16 protein-coding genes are annotated in these 14,813 nt (G+C 62.8%); 8 read left to right on the top strand and 8 right to left on the bottom strand.

Annotated features, from left to right (window positions below; genetic code table 11):
- Both sufT and KPL81_RS11280 read left to right on the top strand, forming a co-directional pair.
- A complete protein-coding gene (sufT, locus tag KPL81_RS11285) occupies positions 1 to 573 on the top strand; it encodes a putative Fe-S cluster assembly protein SufT (RefSeq protein WP_209473271.1) in 573 nt (190 codons plus the stop codon).
- A 66-nt stretch (positions 574 to 639) separates the two neighbouring features.
- The gene (locus KPL81_RS11280) at positions 640 to 1,368 is read left to right on the top strand and encodes a SanA/YdcF family protein (protein ID WP_209473269.1); all 729 of its coding nucleotides are present in this window, start codon (positions 640 to 642) and stop codon (positions 1,366 to 1,368) included.
- Positions 1,369 to 1,383: 15 nt separating this feature from the next.
- Here the strand turns inward: KPL81_RS11280 and KPL81_RS11275 are convergent, their stop codons facing one another.
- The 4 genes from KPL81_RS11275 to KPL81_RS11260 all read right to left on the bottom strand — a co-directional run bounded on the left by KPL81_RS11275 (position 1,384) and on the right by KPL81_RS11260 (position 4,409).
- Positions 1,384 to 1,827, bottom strand: a complete 444-nt coding sequence (locus KPL81_RS11275; protein WP_209473267.1) for a hypothetical protein — start codon at positions 1,825 to 1,827, stop codon at positions 1,384 to 1,386.
- Between the two features lie 109 nt (positions 1,828 to 1,936).
- A complete protein-coding gene (rimK, locus tag KPL81_RS11270; protein WP_209473265.1) occupies positions 1,937 to 2,845 on the bottom strand; it encodes a 30S ribosomal protein S6--L-glutamate ligase in 909 nt (302 codons plus the stop codon).
- Between the two features lie 29 nt (positions 2,846 to 2,874).
- Positions 2,875 to 3,312 carry an ATP-dependent zinc protease family protein gene (locus KPL81_RS11265; RefSeq protein ID WP_219792113.1) on the bottom strand — a complete coding sequence of 146 codons (438 nt, stop codon included), beginning with the start codon at positions 3,310 to 3,312 and terminating at the stop codon, positions 2,875 to 2,877.
- A gap of 65 nt (positions 3,313 to 3,377) precedes the next feature.
- Complete coding sequence (locus KPL81_RS11260) at positions 3,378 to 4,409, bottom strand: DUF3549 family protein (protein WP_219792111.1); 1,032 nt, start codon at positions 4,407 to 4,409, stop codon at positions 3,378 to 3,380.
- Positions 4,410 to 4,728: 319 nt separating this feature from the next.
- On the opposite strand from KPL81_RS11260, the gene KPL81_RS11255 reads away from it, so the two are divergent.
- The 5 genes from KPL81_RS11255 (at position 4,729) to KPL81_RS11235 (ending at position 7,852) form a co-directional block, all read left to right on the top strand.
- Positions 4,729 to 5,487: an amino acid ABC transporter substrate-binding protein gene (locus tag KPL81_RS11255; RefSeq protein ID WP_219792109.1), complete on the top strand. Its 759-nt coding sequence runs from the start codon at positions 4,729 to 4,731 to the stop codon at positions 5,485 to 5,487.
- Positions 5,488 to 5,504: 17 nt separating this feature from the next.
- Positions 5,505 to 6,179, top strand: coding sequence for an amino acid ABC transporter permease (locus KPL81_RS11250; protein WP_209473257.1), 675 nt, complete (start codon positions 5,505 to 5,507; stop codon positions 6,177 to 6,179).
- On the top strand, positions 6,176 to 6,922 hold the full coding sequence (locus tag KPL81_RS11245) for an amino acid ABC transporter ATP-binding protein (protein ID WP_209473255.1): 747 nt from the start codon (positions 6,176 to 6,178) through the stop codon (positions 6,920 to 6,922). The genes KPL81_RS11250 and KPL81_RS11245 overlap by 4 nt, the downstream gene beginning before the upstream one ends.
- Positions 6,923 to 6,988: 66 nt before the next feature.
- Positions 6,989 to 7,321 carry a YqcC family protein gene (locus KPL81_RS11240; protein ID WP_209473253.1) on the top strand — a complete coding sequence of 111 codons (333 nt, stop codon included), beginning with the start codon at positions 6,989 to 6,991 and terminating at the stop codon, positions 7,319 to 7,321.
- Positions 7,322 to 7,351: 30 nt separating this feature from the next.
- Positions 7,352 to 7,852 carry a gamma-glutamylcyclotransferase family protein gene (locus KPL81_RS11235; protein WP_209473251.1) on the top strand — a complete coding sequence of 167 codons (501 nt, stop codon included), beginning with the start codon at positions 7,352 to 7,354 and terminating at the stop codon, positions 7,850 to 7,852.
- Positions 7,853 to 7,932: 80 nt separating this feature from the next.
- Here KPL81_RS11235 and KPL81_RS11230 read toward each other — a convergent pair whose 3' ends face one another.
- Complete coding sequence (locus KPL81_RS11230) at positions 7,933 to 8,559, bottom strand: OmpW/AlkL family protein (protein WP_209473249.1); 627 nt, start codon at positions 8,557 to 8,559, stop codon at positions 7,933 to 7,935.
- Positions 8,560 to 8,793: 234 nt separating this feature from the next.
- Positions 8,794 to 9,396 (bottom strand): OmpW/AlkL family protein, encoded by a 603-nt coding sequence (locus KPL81_RS11225; protein WP_209473247.1) that lies wholly within the window; start codon positions 9,394 to 9,396, stop codon positions 8,794 to 8,796.
- Positions 9,397 to 9,668: 272 nt separating this feature from the next.
- Here KPL81_RS11225 and KPL81_RS11220 point away from each other — a divergent pair, with 272 nt between their 5' ends.
- Entirely contained in the window at positions 9,669 to 9,965 is a 297-nt protein-coding gene (locus KPL81_RS11220; RefSeq protein ID WP_209473245.1) for a hypothetical protein, read from the top strand.
- 58 nt (positions 9,966 to 10,023) lie between these two features.
- Here the strand turns inward: KPL81_RS11220 and putP are convergent, their stop codons facing one another.
- Both putP and putA read right to left on the bottom strand, forming a co-directional pair.
- Positions 10,024 to 11,502 carry a sodium/proline symporter PutP gene (gene putP / locus KPL81_RS11215; RefSeq protein WP_209473243.1) on the bottom strand — a complete coding sequence of 493 codons (1,479 nt, stop codon included), beginning with the start codon at positions 11,500 to 11,502 and terminating at the stop codon, positions 10,024 to 10,026.
- Between the two features lie 43 nt (positions 11,503 to 11,545).
- Positions 11,546 to 14,737: a bifunctional proline dehydrogenase/L-glutamate gamma-semialdehyde dehydrogenase PutA gene (gene putA / locus KPL81_RS11210; RefSeq protein ID WP_219792107.1), complete on the bottom strand. Its 3,192-nt coding sequence runs from the start codon at positions 14,735 to 14,737 to the stop codon at positions 11,546 to 11,548.
- Positions 14,738 to 14,813 lie beyond the last annotated feature (76 nt).

The raw sequence follows: 14,813 nt of genomic DNA, 5'->3' as shown, positions 1-14,813 counted from the left end.
ATGTCCAGTATCGAGCAGATTGCCAGCCTGCAGAAAGGACAGTCGTTGCCGCTGCAGCGTGACGTAGATGCCATCTCGATCCCCTTCGGCAAAACCGTAACGCTCGCCGAGGACAGTGTGGTCAGCGTAATGCAGGCCAAGGGAAGTTCGGTCAGCGTCGGTTACGAGGGGCGTCTCTACCTGATCGAGGGCAGCAACCTCGATGCCCTGGGGCTCGAGCCACTGCCGCGACCGACCCTGCCCGAGGATGCCACCGACGACGAGATCGAGCAGTTCGTCTGGGATCAGCTGCGTACCTGCTTCGACCCGGAGATCCCAGTCAATATCGTCGACCTGGGCCTGGTCTACGGCTGTCGCATCGAGCGGTTGATCAGCGGCGAGCGCATCGTCACCATCCGCATGACCTTGACCGCGCCCGGCTGCGGCATGGGGGACGTGATTGCCGCCGACGCCCGCAACAAGATCCTCGGTGCTCCCCAAATCAGCCGCGTGCACACCGAAATCGTCTTCGATCCGCCCTGGAGCCGTGAGATGATGAGCGACGAGGCGAAGCTGGAACTCGGCATGTTCTAGCCGCTGGGCTCCAGCCGCTCGTCTGGCGGTGGCGGGGCTTCGTGTTTCCTTGTCCGGTGACGGTGAATGCAGGCGCTGCTGTGGAAAACCTTCAAGCTTCTTCTGATGTCGCTCGGCGCACTGCTGCTGCTGGCGCTGCTGCTGTTAGTCGGCGCCAACCTCTGGGTGCTGGCGCAGACCCACGACCGTATCGAACACGAATTGCCGCTGTGCGGCCCCGAGCAGGTGGGGATCGTCTTCGGCACTTCGCACTGGACCCGCAGTGGCGTGCGCAATCCCCATTTCGATGCGCGCATCAATGCCGCCTCTCGCCTGATGAGGTTGAACCGGGTCGAGCATCTGCTGCTCTCCGGCGATAACCGCACCCGCCAGTACAACGAGCCCATCACCATGTGGCGTGACCTGCGTGCCCAGTACGTGCGCGACGAGGACATGACCCTCGATTATGCCGGCTTCAGCACCTTCGATACCCTGGTGCGGGCGCGGGACGTGTTCGGTGTCGATCGGGTGCTGCTGGTCACGCAGTCTTGGCATCTGCCGCGTGCGCTGTTCATTGCCGATGCGATCGGCCTCGAGGCGTACGGTTGCAGCGCGCCGTCGCGCCCGGTGGCTGGCGTGTGGCGACTGCAGGCGCGGGAGTGGCTGGCACGGGCGGCCACCGTGGGAGACCTCTATCTCTGGGAACGAGAGCCCTACTTCCTGGGGCCGCTCGAACCGCTTGAGATCGCTCCGCCGGTCTGGCGTCAATTGCTCGACAGGGAGTCGCAGTGGGAGGAAGCGCCGGCGACACCCTGAGTGCTCGACCGCGACTCAGCGGCGACGCGACTTTTGCTGCCGGTAGAGTTCGCGAATCAGGGCGCGGCAGTCTTTCCAGCACTGCTCGACGATCGGCTCGAGCGGATTAGGCAGCGGGTGGGTGTAGAGCGTGGCGAGCGCCTGCATCAGGACGCGCTCCTGCTCCAGCAGCTCACCGATGACCACCTGGCTCTCGTTGCCGACGAAGCTCTTCAGGCGACTCCAGAGCCACATGTAATCGTCACGCTCGACGTCGGCATCGCGCGGAAGCAGCTTGAGGTGCTGCCTGGCCAGCTCTTGCAGCTTGTGCATTGTCTGGGCGCGGGCTTCATAGTGAGGCTTGAGCGTTTCGCGCAGGGAAGGGCGCAGGCGCTCGAGGTTGTCCTGAAAATAATCGATGCTGTCAGCCAGCGCTTCCAGAACGCTGTCCATCGCCACTTGGCGATTGTCGAGAAACATGAGCGGTCACCTCCTCCGGTGACGCAGATTGTGGCGGGGGAAACACTGTTTTGCTACCCCCGCGAGTAAAATAAGTACTCTTTCTACAAATTCCTGCGCTTTTCTCAAATTACCCCTTGGGCTTAGGCGGCGCCTTGCGCGAGGCGGTGGCATTCTTTTCGATGTGCTCGATGATCAGGCCGGCGATATCCTTGCCGGTCGCGGTCTCGATACCCTGAAGCCCCGGTGAAGAGTTGACCTCCATGATCACCGGACCATGGTTGGAGCGCAGCAGGTCGACACCGGCCACCCTGAGGCCCATGGCCTTGGCAGCGCGGATGGCCGTGGAGCGCTCTTCCGGGGTGATACGGATCAGGCTGGCCGTGCCGCCGCGGTGGAGGTTGGAGCGAAATTCGCCCTCCGCTGCCTGCCGCTTCATCGAGGCGACCACCTTGTCACCGATCACGAAGCAGCGGATATCGGCACCGCGGGCCTCCTTGATGTACTCCTGCACCATGATGTTGGCCTTCATGCCCATGAAGGCCTGAATGACCGATTCGGCCGCCTGGTTGGTTTCGGCCAGCACCACGCCGATGCCCTGGGTGCCCTCCAGCAGCTTGATCACCAGCGGCGCGCCCTTGACCATGGTGATCAGATCGGGGATGTCGTCCGGTGAATGGGCGAAGCCTGTGATCGGCAGGCCCAGCCCCTTGCGCGACAGCAGCTGCAGCGAGCGCAGCTTGTCACGCGAGCGGGTGATGGCGACCGAGTCGTTGAGCACGTAGGTACCCATCATTTCGAACTGGCGCAGCACGGCGCAGCCGTAGAAGGTCACCGAGGCGCCGATGCGAGGCACTACCGCATCGAAGCGCTCGATCTCCTCGCCTTTATAGTGAATCGAGGGATGGTGCGCGGCGATGCTCATGTAGCAGCGCAGGGTATCGATCACCCGTACCTTGTGGCCACGCTGTTCGGCGGCCTCGACCAGGCGTCGCGTGGAGTAGAGATTGCGATTGCGGGACAGCAGCGCGATATGCATCGTGGGCTCCGGGACGGTAGGGCCGGTGGTCAGGGTTCGCCATGCAGGAAGGTGACGCCGGGCGCCACCAGAAGGCGTCGCAGTGCACGGCGGCCGAGCAGCATGGGGTAGCGCATGTCACTGCGATCGGCCAGGGTCAGTTCCACCATTACTTCCAGCTCTCCCAACTGCATCGGGGTGCGAATCACGTAGCGCCACTCCTTCTGGCCGTTGGAGCTGGTTACGCGCCGGCGATCGTGCAGGTGGGTGCGGTAGACGTGGGGGGGCGACTCCAACCCTCCGCTACGGGTGGTGAAGCTGACCCAGAGATGGCCCTCCTGTTCGAAGATCTCGATATCCTCGGCATGCAGTGCCGAGGTGTAGGCCCCAGTGTCGATCTTGGCGCAGACGGTCATGCCGATGTTAGGCAGGGTGACCATCTCGAGGCGGCCAATCACGGCCTTGGGAATATAGGGCAGTTCCTTCATGACATGGTTTCCGGCTTTCCTTCTTCGTTGGCCCTGGCTCATGGAACCGGGCGCGTTGCCCTGGCTCATTGCTCCAGGCTTGCCAGGCGACGACCGATGGCGGAGTCCTGCCGTGCCTCACGCAGGCTCATCAGCACGGGCAGGCGCAGCCGCGGTATCAGCGCCAGGTCGCGGGCCAGACTGGCAAAATCCGCCTTCGGCTGGGCGGCCAGGCGCTCCAGGAAGCGAGGCAGGCGCTCGCCGTCCTCCAGATGCTCCCAGCCACGTGCGGCAATCGCCGCCAGCAGGTCGGGGCCGCAGGCTGCCGGGTCGGACAGCAATTCATCGAACCATGCCCCGGCGATCGTTTCGTCGGCACCGCCCACGGCCCGCACGCAGGCACACAAGGTTTCCAGTCGGCCCGCGGCGGCGGCCTGTTCGCCCCGGCCACGCAGCGCCAAGCCTAGCGAATCGGGCACGCCGACATGCTCTAGACAGTAGCACAGTGAATGCAGCACTTCGTCGGGCAGGGTAGGAAGTGTCGAGGCCAGTTGGCGAGCGGCCTCGCTATCCAAACGTACGGCGAAGTCGGCCAGCCCCTGCAGTCCCAGGAACTGCCAGTCCACCTGCTGCTGGCCGCTGAGATAGGCCTCCACCGGCTCCAGGTGGGAGCTGGCGGGCTTGCCGGTGTCGTGAGTGGCACGAGCATGCAGCATGGCCTGGAAGGGCAGCGATGGCGTGAAGGCCAGAGGGTTGTCGTGCATCAGGTTGTCGATGTCGCCGCTCTCCGGGTCTTGGCGGCCTGCTCGTTCGACGTTATGTCCCAATGTCACGAGCAGCCGCTGCAGGAAGGCATCGCGAGGAGCGGGGACCAGTTGACCCTGTTCGTCCAGCGGCAAGGCCAGAAACCAGATCAGCGGGTCGGTGAGGTCACCGAGGCGAAAGACGATGCCCAGGCGAGCCTGACCCTGCCAGGGAAGCGGCCAGGGGCTGGCAGCGACTTCCAGGCTTGCCAGGGTGCCTAGCGGGCACGGTTCGACCCGCCGGCCCATGTGGTAAAGGCGGACGTCGGCACCGGTGCGCTCGAAGAATTCATGAAGGGTGTGGATCGGCTGCATAGGGGCTCCCTTTTGAGCGTGCACTCTACCGTGACCGCCGGGGAGTTGTCAGCCACTTGTCCTGCGTGGCAGCGCTCGCGATTGGTCAAGAATTGAGCATGCCTGGCAAAGCCACGGCTTGTCTGCTACCGGGCCGGGTTTCCAAAGCTTATCCACAGCCTCTTGCAGTGAATCTGTGCATGATCCCAGGCTGCCCGGCTACGCTATGGCAGTCATGCATCATTTCAATGAAGCGCCAAGCGTCAAGCTCTCCTTGTTTTGGTAGAATCGAATAAAAGCAAGGTTTTCTATTGCAGTTTCGCATTAAGGGAGGTGGACCATGTCGCCACGTATCATTACTGCAGCGGTTCTTTCCAGTGCTCTTGCTTTCGTCAACATTGCCCAGGCCGAAGACGATGTGCTCAGGGTGGGAATGTCCGGAAGCTACTTTCCTTTTACGTTTGTCGAGCAGGATACGCTCAAGGGCTTCGAGGTGGATGTCATGCGCGCCCTGGGAGAGGAGATGGGCGTCGAGATCGAATTCGAGACTGCCAATTTCTCGGGGTTGTTCGGCATGCTCGAGTCGGGACGCATCGACACCATCGCCAACCAGATCACGATTACCGAAGAGCGCGAGGCGAAGTACCTCTTCACCGAACCATACGTCTATGACGGCGCACAGGTCGTCGTCAGGGAAGGCAACGAGGAGATCGAAGGCGTGGAAGACCTGAAGGGCAAGCGGGTTGCCGTCAACCTCGGCTCGAACTACGAGCAGCTGCTGCGCGAACTGCCCTACGCCGACGACATCGATATCCGCACCTATGACAGTAACATTGAGCAGGATACCGCCCTGGGACGCGTCGACGCCTTCGTCATGGATCGCGTCAGCGCCAGCCAGGTGATCAAGGAGAAACCCCTGCCGCTGCAGCTTGCCGGCGAGCCGTTCTCGAGCATTCGCAACGCGCTGCCTTTCCGCGACACCGAAGCGGACCGGGCGCTGCGGGATCGAGTCGACGAGGCGCTTGCCACCTTGCGCGATGACGGGACCCTGGCATCCATCTCGGAGCGCTGGTTCGGTACCGACATCACGCGCCCGTGATCCGCTGAGTGCCTGCCATGCGCGTACTCGATCTCGACTACATGCTGGGGCTGATCCCCATCCTGCTGCGCTATCTGCCGTTGACGCTGCAGATGGCAGCGGCAGGCATGGCGTTCGCCCTGGTGCTATCCTGCGGTCTGGCGGTGATCCGCGTGCTGAAGATTCCGGGGCTGAACGCAGCGACGATGCTGTTCATCTCTTTCTTTCGCGGCACGCCACTGCTGGTGCAGCTGTTCCTGTTCTACTATGGCTTGCCGCAGCTGCTGGCTTTCCTGACCCACATCAACGGCATTACCGCCACCATCATGGGGCTGACGCTGCACTTCTCGGCCTACATGGCCGAGTCGATACGCGCCGCCATCGTCGGGGTCGATCGCAGCCAGACCGAAGCCGCCCTGTCGATAGGCATGACCAATGGGCAACTGATGCGTCGTATCGTGCTGCCCCAGGCCACTCGCGTGGCCGTTCCCACGCTGATGAACTACTTCATCGACATGATCAAGGCGACTTCCCTGGCGTTCACCCTGGGCGTCACGGAATTGATGGGGGCGACGCAGAAAGAGGCGGCCGGCAGCTTTCTCTACTTCGAGGCCTTCATCACCGTGGCAGTGATGTACTGGATCATCGTCGAGCTGCTGGCCTGGTTTCAGAGGTGGCTGGAAACACGACTCAACAGGGCATATCGCAGATGATCAAGATCAGCCATCTCGTCAAGCGATTCGGCAACGCAACCGTGCTCGACGGTATCGATCTCGACATCGAACAGGGCGAGATCATCGTAGTGATCGGCCCCTCGGGAACCGGCAAGTCCACCCTATTGCGCTGTCTCAACTTTCTCGAGCGGCCAGATGCCGGTCGCCTGATCATCGGCGACCTGGACGTCGACGTTACCCGGGCCAGCCGTGCCGAGGTACTGGCCGCGCGACGGCGCACGGCGTTCGTCTTCCAGAACTATGCCTTGTTCGCCAACAAGACCGCGCTCGAGAACATTGCCGAAGGATTGATCGTGGTCAACCGCTGGCCGAAAGCCAAGGCGCATGCTCGCGCCCGGGAGATCCTCCAGCGCATCGGTCTGGCCGACAAGGCGGACGCCTATCCGGCGTCGTTATCCGGCGGTCAGCAGCAGCGGGTCGGCATCGGTCGCGCCATGGCCGCACAGGCCGAGGTGATCCTGTTCGACGAGCCGACCTCATCGCTCGATCCCGAGTGGGTCGAAGAGGTGCTCGCGCTGATGAAGCAGCTGGCCCGGGAGCGCCAGACCATGCTGGTAGTAACGCACGAGATGGGGTTCGCCCGGGACGTGGCGGATCGCGTGGTGTTCATGGATGGGGGGCGCATCGTCGAGCAAGGTCCTCCTGCGCAGCTGTTCAACGCTCCTCGTGATCCGCGTACGCGCGACTTCCTGCGCAAGATTCTGGCCGGCCAGCCCGCGTGACCGGGCGGCGGATGGGACGATGAGCGAAGTGTGCGATAATGCATGGTATGTCCAACAGGAGATGTCATGACCGTACATGAAGAGCTCGACGTCGCCCTGCGCCGGCTCGAGGCCACCATGAAGGCCACCAACATGTGGCGCATGAGCGTGCCGGAGCCAGCGGCCTACGAGAGCCAGCAGCCGTTCTGCATCGATACCATGGCCTTGCCCCAGTGGTTGCGCTTCGTGTTCATAGCTCGTCTCGATGCGCTGATCGAGGCCGAAGCACCGATGCCGGAGAAGTGCGATGTAGCGCCCGTGGTCGACACCTACCTGGCCCAGCAGGGCGCGCGAGCCACGGATCGACTGCTGCTTTGCAAGGCGGTGGAAGAGATAGATCGCCTGATCACGGATAACTGATCCGGCCAGGCCAGCGAAGACGAAAGCCAGATGCCGTTCTATTTCGCTTACGGTAGCAACATGAATGTCGCCAGGGTCGAGGCGCGCATCGGTGCGACACGTCGCGCCATGGCGGGCGTATTGCACGACCATGTGCTGCGCTTCGACAAGGCGTCACGGGTGGCCGGCATCGCCCATGCCAACGTGGTGCCGACAGCGGGAGAGAGGGTGGAGGGCGCGCTGTTCGAACTGCTCGAGCCTGCCCAGATCGAGCGCATGGATCCCTTCGAGGGTTATCCGCACGAGTACCAGCGCCACCGCTTGCCCATCGTTACCGCTGAGGGAGCGATCGAGGCGTGGGTCTACATCGCAGCCCCCGGCACTACCGCCCAGGCGCTCAAGCCGGCGCGAGAGTACCTGGATCATCTGCTGGCCGGAGAGCCGTTTCTCAGTTCCGACTACCATCGTCGCCTGGCTCGGGTCGAATCGATCAGCGGTCTCGAAGAGCGTCAGCTTTCGCTGCTCGGTCTGTCTCGGCACTCACCGCGCTGAGGCGCTCCTGCGCTATGCTCTGGGTGGCCGGAAACATACGAGGCCCACTCTTCGGTGGGCCTCGCAGCGTCAGTCATCGCTCAGAATCGGTAGCTGATGCCAGCCATGAAGACCCAAGGGTCGATATTGACCGTGCCGAGGTCGGCACCATCAAGACTGGCGTCGGTATCGATATCGACGTACCAGGCGGCAGCGTTTACGCCCCAGCTATCATCGAGACGCACGTCGATGCCGAGCTGGCCAGCCAGGCCCCAGGAACTGTCCAGCTCAAGGTCGCCCAGTTCGGTCGATTCATCGAAGAAGTGGGTATAGTTGAGTCCGATACCGGCGTAGGGCTGGATCTGGTTGTCGGTGCCGCCCAGCGGGTAGTACTGCAGGGTCAGAGTAGGGGGAAGGTGCTTGGTTGAAGCGGCCTCGACGCCATTGAGCTGGATGTCGTGCTTGAACGGCAGTGCCGCCAGCAGCTCGACGCCGAGCTTGTCATGGAACAGGTAAGCCAGGGTAAAGCCCAGGTTGGTGTCACTATCGACCTCAACGTCGATGGCATCATTGGCCAGGCTGCCGTTGTCGCTCTTGGGATCGACATGGGCGACGCCCACGCGGGTAATGAAATCGCCCTGGTTATAGGCGAGCGCCTGGCTGCTTGCGAGAAGGGCAGTGGCTGTCAGGCCTGCGCCTAAGAGAGTAGGGAGTGAAGGCTTATGCATGGGTCGACTCCTGTCGTTTGCAGAGGGGCAGCCTGAGCTGCTTACGAAACGAAGCCAGTCTACTCAGTGCCTGGCGGCAGGTTATTGACCCACGACAATAGTTGTTTCTGAAACTAAAGAGGTATTTTGGATGTTGCTTATGCGGCAAAAGCGGACAGTCAGGGGTGGCAAACGAAGAACGCCGGGCAAGTCGCCCGGCGTTTGCGCACTGACGCGTTGCCAGCTACGCAAGGCTCAGAAGCGGTAGGTCACGCCGCCGCCCACTGTTACGGGGTCGACTTTGACTTCAGTCTCGCTGCCACCCGCTGAGATGTCAGAGTGCACTTCGGCATAATTGGCGAAGCCATTCAGCATCAGATTATCCGTGATGGCGAGATCGATCCCGACTTGGCCGGCAGCGCCATAGCTATTGTCAGCGTTGATGCCATCCGGCTCGCCGGAGAAGCGGGTGTAGTTCACCCCGGCACCCACGTACGGCTGCACTTTGGAATCCAGCCCGCCCAGCGGGTAGTAGTTCACCAGCAGATTGACTGGCATGCGGTCGATGGTGCCGGCACCGGCGCCATCAAGCGCGAGATCGTGCTCGATCTTTTCGGAGCTGTTCAGTTCGATGCCGATCTTGTCATGGAACAGGTAGCCGGCACCGAAAGTGAAACCGTTGGAATCATCGATGGAAAGGTCCTGCCCGGCGACTTGGCCATTATCGGAACTCGGCTCGGACTTGGCGAAACCGCCACGCACGAAGACATCGCCGGCGCCATAGGCCAGGACCGCCTGGCTGGCGAACAGGGAGCCGGCAGCAAGGGCAACCACGGGAATCAGACGAATCGGTTTCATAAAGCGTTTCCTCCAGGTTTTCAGCTGGCCGGAGTTCCGGCGAGATTGGACACTGAGGAGTATAAGAACGGTGTTTCTAAAAGTCCTGTTTAATTTTGTTATCGGCCATATAGCGCTGATTGATTGATGCAATCCCAGGGTTGCCTAATTTCGCCGTCTTGAATATGACAAACAATGTGCAGAGAGGTGTATAACTATTGCTGTGGCGCAACATGGCGCAGGGGGAGACGAAGGGCTAAGTCTTGTGTAAGCGCATTAAAGGAGAAGGCAAGATGCGAACAGAGGTTCAGGGTCGTCCGATGTGGCTTCCGCTGGCCGCCATGCTGGTAGCTGCTGCATTGGCGCTATGGTTGCTGATGCGTCCCGAGCTGCTCAGCGGGCTGCCGATGTTCCTGCGCATGCCTGCCATCGGGCTGGGGGTTTGGGCACTGGGCGCAGCCTTCATGCAGCCGCTGGGGCTCGAGTTCCGCCGCCACTGGCTGAGGTGTGCGACTGCTCCACCGGTGAGCCTGGTGGCGCTGGCGACCTTTGCTCTGTTGGTGGTGATACGCGCGTTCTGGTTGGCCTGAACGACAACGAGAAAGCCGCCCGCAGGCGGCTTTCTCGGTGCATTTTAGTGCCGAGCGGTTACGCTTCTTCGAAGGTATCGAAGTCGGCGGTTACGCGCAGGTCCGGCTCCTCGGTGGCCAGGCTCGCCACCACGATGGCGATATAGGCGAGGATGACGCCAGGCACGATCTCGTAGAGGTCGAAGATGCCGCCGGACAGCTCGGCCCAGACCACCACGGTGACGCCGCCGACCACGATGCCGGCCAGCGCCCCCCACTTGTTCATGCGGCGCCAGTAGAGCGACATGATCAGCGCCGGGCCGAAGGCCGCACCGAAGCCGGCCCAGGCGTAGGCTACCAGGTCGAGCACGGTGGCATCGGGGTTGAGCGCCAGCAGGTAGGCGATGACTGCAATGGCGACCACGGCCAGTCGCCCGATCCACACCAGCTCGGTCTGACTGGCATCCTTACGGAAGATTGCCTTGTAGAAGTCATCGGTCAGTGCCGAGGAGGAGACCAGCAGCTGCGAATCGGCGGTGGACATGATCGCGGCCAAGATGGCAGCAAGCAGGATGCCGGCGATCACCGGGTGGAAAATCAGGTTGACCATGATCATGAACACGGTCTCGCCGTCGGCCAGGTCACGCTGCACGAAGCCCACCCCGAGCAGGCCTACGGCGACCGAACTGACCAGGCCGATGGCAGTCCAGGTCACCGCGATGCGGCGGGCGGCGGGGATATCCCGATCGCTGCGAATGGCGGCGAAGCGTGCCAGGATGTGCGGTTGGCCGAAGTAACCCAAGCCCCAGGCCAGCGAGCTGACGATGCCCATGAAGGTTAGCGCTTCGCCGGTGGAGGCGTCGCGGAACCAAGCGAGCATGGACTCGCTCTCCGCGGCGAGTGCGGCGCCGGCGCCGCTGGTGCCGCCCAGGTCGCTGAAGGCGATGATCGGTACGATGGCCAGTGCCGCCGCCATCATCAGACCCTGGATCAGGTCGGTCCAGGAGACCGCCAGGAAGCCACCGATGAAGGTGTAGGAGATGATGGTCAGAGTGCCGATCGTGACGGCTACGGTATAGTCGAGACCGAAAACCGTCTCGAACAGTCGACCGCCAGCGACCAGGCCGGAGCTGGTGTAGAAGAGGAAGAACATCAGAATGAACACCGCCGAGATGACTCGCAGCAGCTGTGAGTTGTCGCGGAAGCGGTTGGCAAAGTATTCGGGCAGGGTCAGGGCGTCGCTGACCTTGAAGCTGTACAGGCGCAGACGGCGCGCCACGATCAGCCAGTTGAGCCAGGTGCCGACCAGCAGGCCGATGGCGATCCAACTCGCCGAAATGCCACTGACATAGGCAGCGCCGGGCAGGCCGAGCAGCAGCCAGCCCGACATGTCCGAAGCGCCGGCGGAGATCGCCGAAGTCCAGGGGCCGAGCGAGCGGCCGCCGAGGATGTAGTCGGAGAGATTGGTGGTGCGCTTGTAGGCAATGATACCGATGCCCAGCATCACTAGGAGGTACACCGCGAAGGTGAAGCCGATAGCCATGTTGTTTTCAACCATTTGGGGATTCCTTCAATGTTCTTGTGTTGCCAGACGAGCCTTGTCACTCGTCTCCCAGCGCAAGCAGTGACGCATTGCCGCCCAGTGCGGCGGTATTGACGGTCACGGTCTTTTCCGTGGCGAAACGCAGCAGGTAGTGCGGCCCGCCTGCCTTGGGTCCGGTGCCGGAAAGTCCCTGGCCGCCGAACGGCTGAACGCCTACGACGGCGCCGATGATATTCCGGTTTATGTACACGTTTCCAACGCGAATCTTCTGTGCAACGAGCTGTGCGAACGATTCATTACGGCTATGAACGCCGAATGTCAGCCCGTAACCCTTGGCGTTGATCGACTCCAGCACCTGCTCGATCTCGCTGGCCTTGTACCGCACCACGTGCAGCACCGGGCCGAACTGTTCCCGCTCGAGGGCGTCGATGGAATCGATGCTGAAGGCGACCGGCGGCACGAAGGTGCCATGGGCGGTATGGGCCGAATCCAGGCGGGTTTCGGCCAGCAGGCGTCCCTCGCTCTTGAGCTTCTCGATGTGGGCCAGCAGGTTCTTGCGCGCATCCTCGTCGATCACTGGGCCCACGTCGGTACCCAGGTCGCGAGGGTCGCCCACGTGGAGCTCGTCCATGGCGCCGCGCAGGATCTCGATGACACGGTCGGCCACGTCGTCCTGCAGGTAGAGCACGCGTAGCGCGCTGCAGCGCTGGCCGGCGCTCTGGTAGGCAGACTGGATCACGTCGGCGACGACCTGCTCCGGCAGGGCGGTGGAATCGACGATCAGCGCGTTCATGCCGCCGGTCTCGGCGACCAGGGCGGGCAGCGGGGCGTTTTCGCGGGCGGCCAGGGCGCGGTTGATGATCTGGGCGGTATCGGTACCGCCGGTGAAGGCAACGCCGGTGATGCGCGGGTCCGAGGTGAGCACGCTGCCCACGGTGGGGCCGTCGCCCGGCAGCAGCTGTACCACGTCACGTGGCATGCCGGCTTCATGGAGCAGTTCGACCACGCGATGCGCGACGATGGATGTCTGCTCGGCGGGCTTGGCCAGCACGCTGTTGCCGGACACGGCTGCTGCCACCATCTGGCCGCAGAAGATCGCCACGGGGAAATTCCACGGGCTGATAGCGGCGAACACGCCCTTGCCGCTCAGCATCAGGCGGTTCGACTCGCCGGTGGGGCCGGGCAGCTCGAGCGGCTCGCCGAATTGCTCCTCGGCACGCATGGCGTAGTAACGGCAGAAGTCCACGGCTTCACGAATCTCGTCGACGCCATCGGTGAGCAGCTTGCCGCCCTCGCGGGAACACAGCGTCATCAACTCGGCCAGATTCTCTTCCATCAGGTCGCCCAGGCGGCGAATGATGGCGGCGCGCTCGGCGACCGGCGTGGCTTCCCAGCGCGGGAATGCGGCCCAGGCGGCATCTACCGCGCGGGCGGCCTGGTCGCGGCTGGTCCACTGCACGCTGCCGACCCGTTGGCGGCGATCGTAGGGGCTGAACACCTCATGCACGTTGGCCGGGTCGGGTTCCACATCGAAGGCCAAGAGGGGGCGTACGTCGTAGCTGCGCTCCATGAAGTCCGACATGGCCTTCATCAGCGGTTCATAATGGCTGCGCACGTTGAGGTTGACTCCCCTTGAGTTGCGTCGTTTTTCGCCGTAGATATCCTTGGGCATCGGTATCCGCGGGTTGGAGAAGGTGCGGTATTGGCCCAGCGTCTCCACCGGATGCACGCACAGCGTTTCCACCGGCACCTTGGGGTCGACCAACTGGTGCACGAACGAGGAATTGGCGCCGTTCTCCAGCAACCGGCGCACCAGATAGGGCAGCAGGTCCTTGTGTGCGCCCACCGGTGCATAGATGCGGCAGTAGGTGCCCTTGGGCGCACGCTTGAGGGCCGCATCGTAGAGTGCCTCGCCCATGCCGTGCAGACGCTGAAACTCGAAGGGGCGGGTGGCCTCGTCGGCCATCTCCAGAATGGTGCTGATGGTATGAGCGTTATGGGTGGCGAACTGCGGGAAGATGCGGCCTCGAGTCTGGTCGGACAGCAGGAAGCGGGCGCAGACCAGATAGGCCACGTCGGTGCACGCCTTACGGGTATAGACTGGGTAGCCCTCGACGCCGAGTTGCTGAGACTCCTTGATTTCGCTGTCCCAGTACGCTCCCTTGACCAGGCGCACGGGAATCTCGTCACCCTGGCTCTCGGCCAGGCGATTGAGGTAGTGCAGCACCGGCAGGGCGCGTTTGGAGTAGGCCTGGACCACCAGCCCGAAGTGGCCCCAGCCCTTGCAGGCATCGCTTTCATAGACGGCGCGGAACACCTCCAGCGACAGCTCCAGGCGATCCACCTCCTCGGCGTCGATGGTCAGCGCCACGTTGCGCTCGCGGGCCATGACCACCAGTTCGCGCACGCTGCCCGCTAGTTCGCGCAGGACCTGCTCGCGACGGCCGAACTCGTAGCGTGGGTGCAGTGCCGAGAGCTTGATCGATACGGAAGGCGCCGGGGTACGTGCAGTGAGCTTGGTGCTGGTCAGGCCGACCCGCTGGATGGCATTGGCGTAGTCGTCGAAGTAGCGCTTGGCGTCGGCCCGCGTGCGTGCCGCTTCGCCCAGCATGTCGTAGGAGTAGGTGTAGCCCTTGTCGAACAGCGGGCGGGAGCGCTTCAAGGCCTCGTCGATGTCACGGCCAAGCACGAACTGCTTGCCCATGATCTTCATCGCCTCGTACATGGCGCGACGGATCACCGGCTCACCCATGCGATTGACCATGCGGTTGATGAAGCCCGAGGGCTTGCCGTCGCGCGGCTTGTCGAGGGTGACCACGTGACCGGTCATCAGCAGCCCCCAGGTGGAGGCGTTGACCAGCCAGGAATCGCTCTGACCGACATGGGCCTTCCAGTCGGCGGGGCCGAGCTTGTCCTCGATCAGGGCGTCGGCAGTGGCCGTATCCGGAATGCGCAGCATGGCTTCGGCCAGGCACATCAGCATCAGGCCTTCATGGGTGTCGAGGCTGTACTGCTGCAGAAGCTGGTCGATCGTGTCGACCGCCGTGTCCATCTCGCGCACCTCGCGGACCAGCTCGGCGGTCTTGCCTGCAATGCGCCGGCAGTCCTCGTTATCGGCGCTGAGTACATCGACCAGTTCCTTGACGAAGGTTTCTTCATCCACCACGTAGTGTTCGCTGATACGCGAGAACAGGCTATCGAGATCCTGCTGCCAGGTGGCAGCATTCAGCATGGTTTCGGCATTGAGCATAGGAGTCCCCCGGGTATTCACCCGTTCCAGAACGGCAAAACGCCATGTGCGTGGCGCTCCGCCCGAACATGGGTGT

Source organism: Billgrantia antri (genome assembly GCF_019430905.1).
GTDB classification, from domain to species: Bacteria; Pseudomonadota; Gammaproteobacteria; order Pseudomonadales; family Halomonadaceae; genus Halomonas; species Halomonas antri.
Note: the sequence above shows the minus strand (reverse complement) of the source record. Positions and strands in the feature narration are given on the sequence as shown.

Coding starts and splice junctions, on each gene's coding strand:
- KPL81_RS11250 (WP_209473257.1), top strand. CDS start 5,505: ATGCGCGTACTCGATCTCGACTACATGCTGGGGCTGATCCCCATCCTG.
- rimK (WP_209473265.1), bottom strand. CDS start 2,845: ATGCATATCGCGCTGCTGTCCCGCAATCGCAATCTCTACTCCACGCGA.
- KPL81_RS11245 (WP_209473255.1), top strand. CDS start 6,176: ATGATCAAGATCAGCCATCTCGTCAAGCGATTCGGCAACGCAACCGTG.
- KPL81_RS11260 (WP_219792111.1), bottom strand. CDS start 4,409: ATGCAGCCGATCCACACCCTTCATGAATTCTTCGAGCGCACCGGTGCC.
- KPL81_RS11265 (WP_219792113.1), bottom strand. CDS start 3,312: ATGAAGGAACTGCCCTATATTCCCAAGGCCGTGATTGGCCGCCTCGAG.
- KPL81_RS11280 (WP_209473269.1), top strand. CDS start 640: ATGCAGGCGCTGCTGTGGAAAACCTTCAAGCTTCTTCTGATGTCGCTC.
- KPL81_RS11220 (WP_209473245.1), top strand. CDS start 9,669: ATGCGAACAGAGGTTCAGGGTCGTCCGATGTGGCTTCCGCTGGCCGCC.
- putA (WP_219792107.1), bottom strand. CDS start 14,737: ATGCTCAATGCCGAAACCATGCTGAATGCTGCCACCTGGCAGCAGGAT.
- KPL81_RS11240 (WP_209473253.1), top strand. CDS start 6,989: ATGACCGTACATGAAGAGCTCGACGTCGCCCTGCGCCGGCTCGAGGCC.
- putP (WP_209473243.1), bottom strand. CDS start 11,502: ATGGTTGAAAACAACATGGCTATCGGCTTCACCTTCGCGGTGTACCTC.
- KPL81_RS11230 (WP_209473249.1), bottom strand. CDS start 8,559: ATGCATAAGCCTTCACTCCCTACTCTCTTAGGCGCAGGCCTGACAGCC.
- KPL81_RS11235 (WP_209473251.1), top strand. CDS start 7,352: ATGCCGTTCTATTTCGCTTACGGTAGCAACATGAATGTCGCCAGGGTC.
- sufT (WP_209473271.1), top strand. CDS start 1: ATGTCCAGTATCGAGCAGATTGCCAGCCTGCAGAAAGGACAGTCGTTG.
- KPL81_RS11225 (WP_209473247.1), bottom strand. CDS start 9,396: ATGAAACCGATTCGTCTGATTCCCGTGGTTGCCCTTGCTGCCGGCTCC.
- KPL81_RS11275 (WP_209473267.1), bottom strand. CDS start 1,827: ATGTTTCTCGACAATCGCCAAGTGGCGATGGACAGCGTTCTGGAAGCG.
- KPL81_RS11255 (WP_219792109.1), top strand. CDS start 4,729: ATGTCGCCACGTATCATTACTGCAGCGGTTCTTTCCAGTGCTCTTGCT.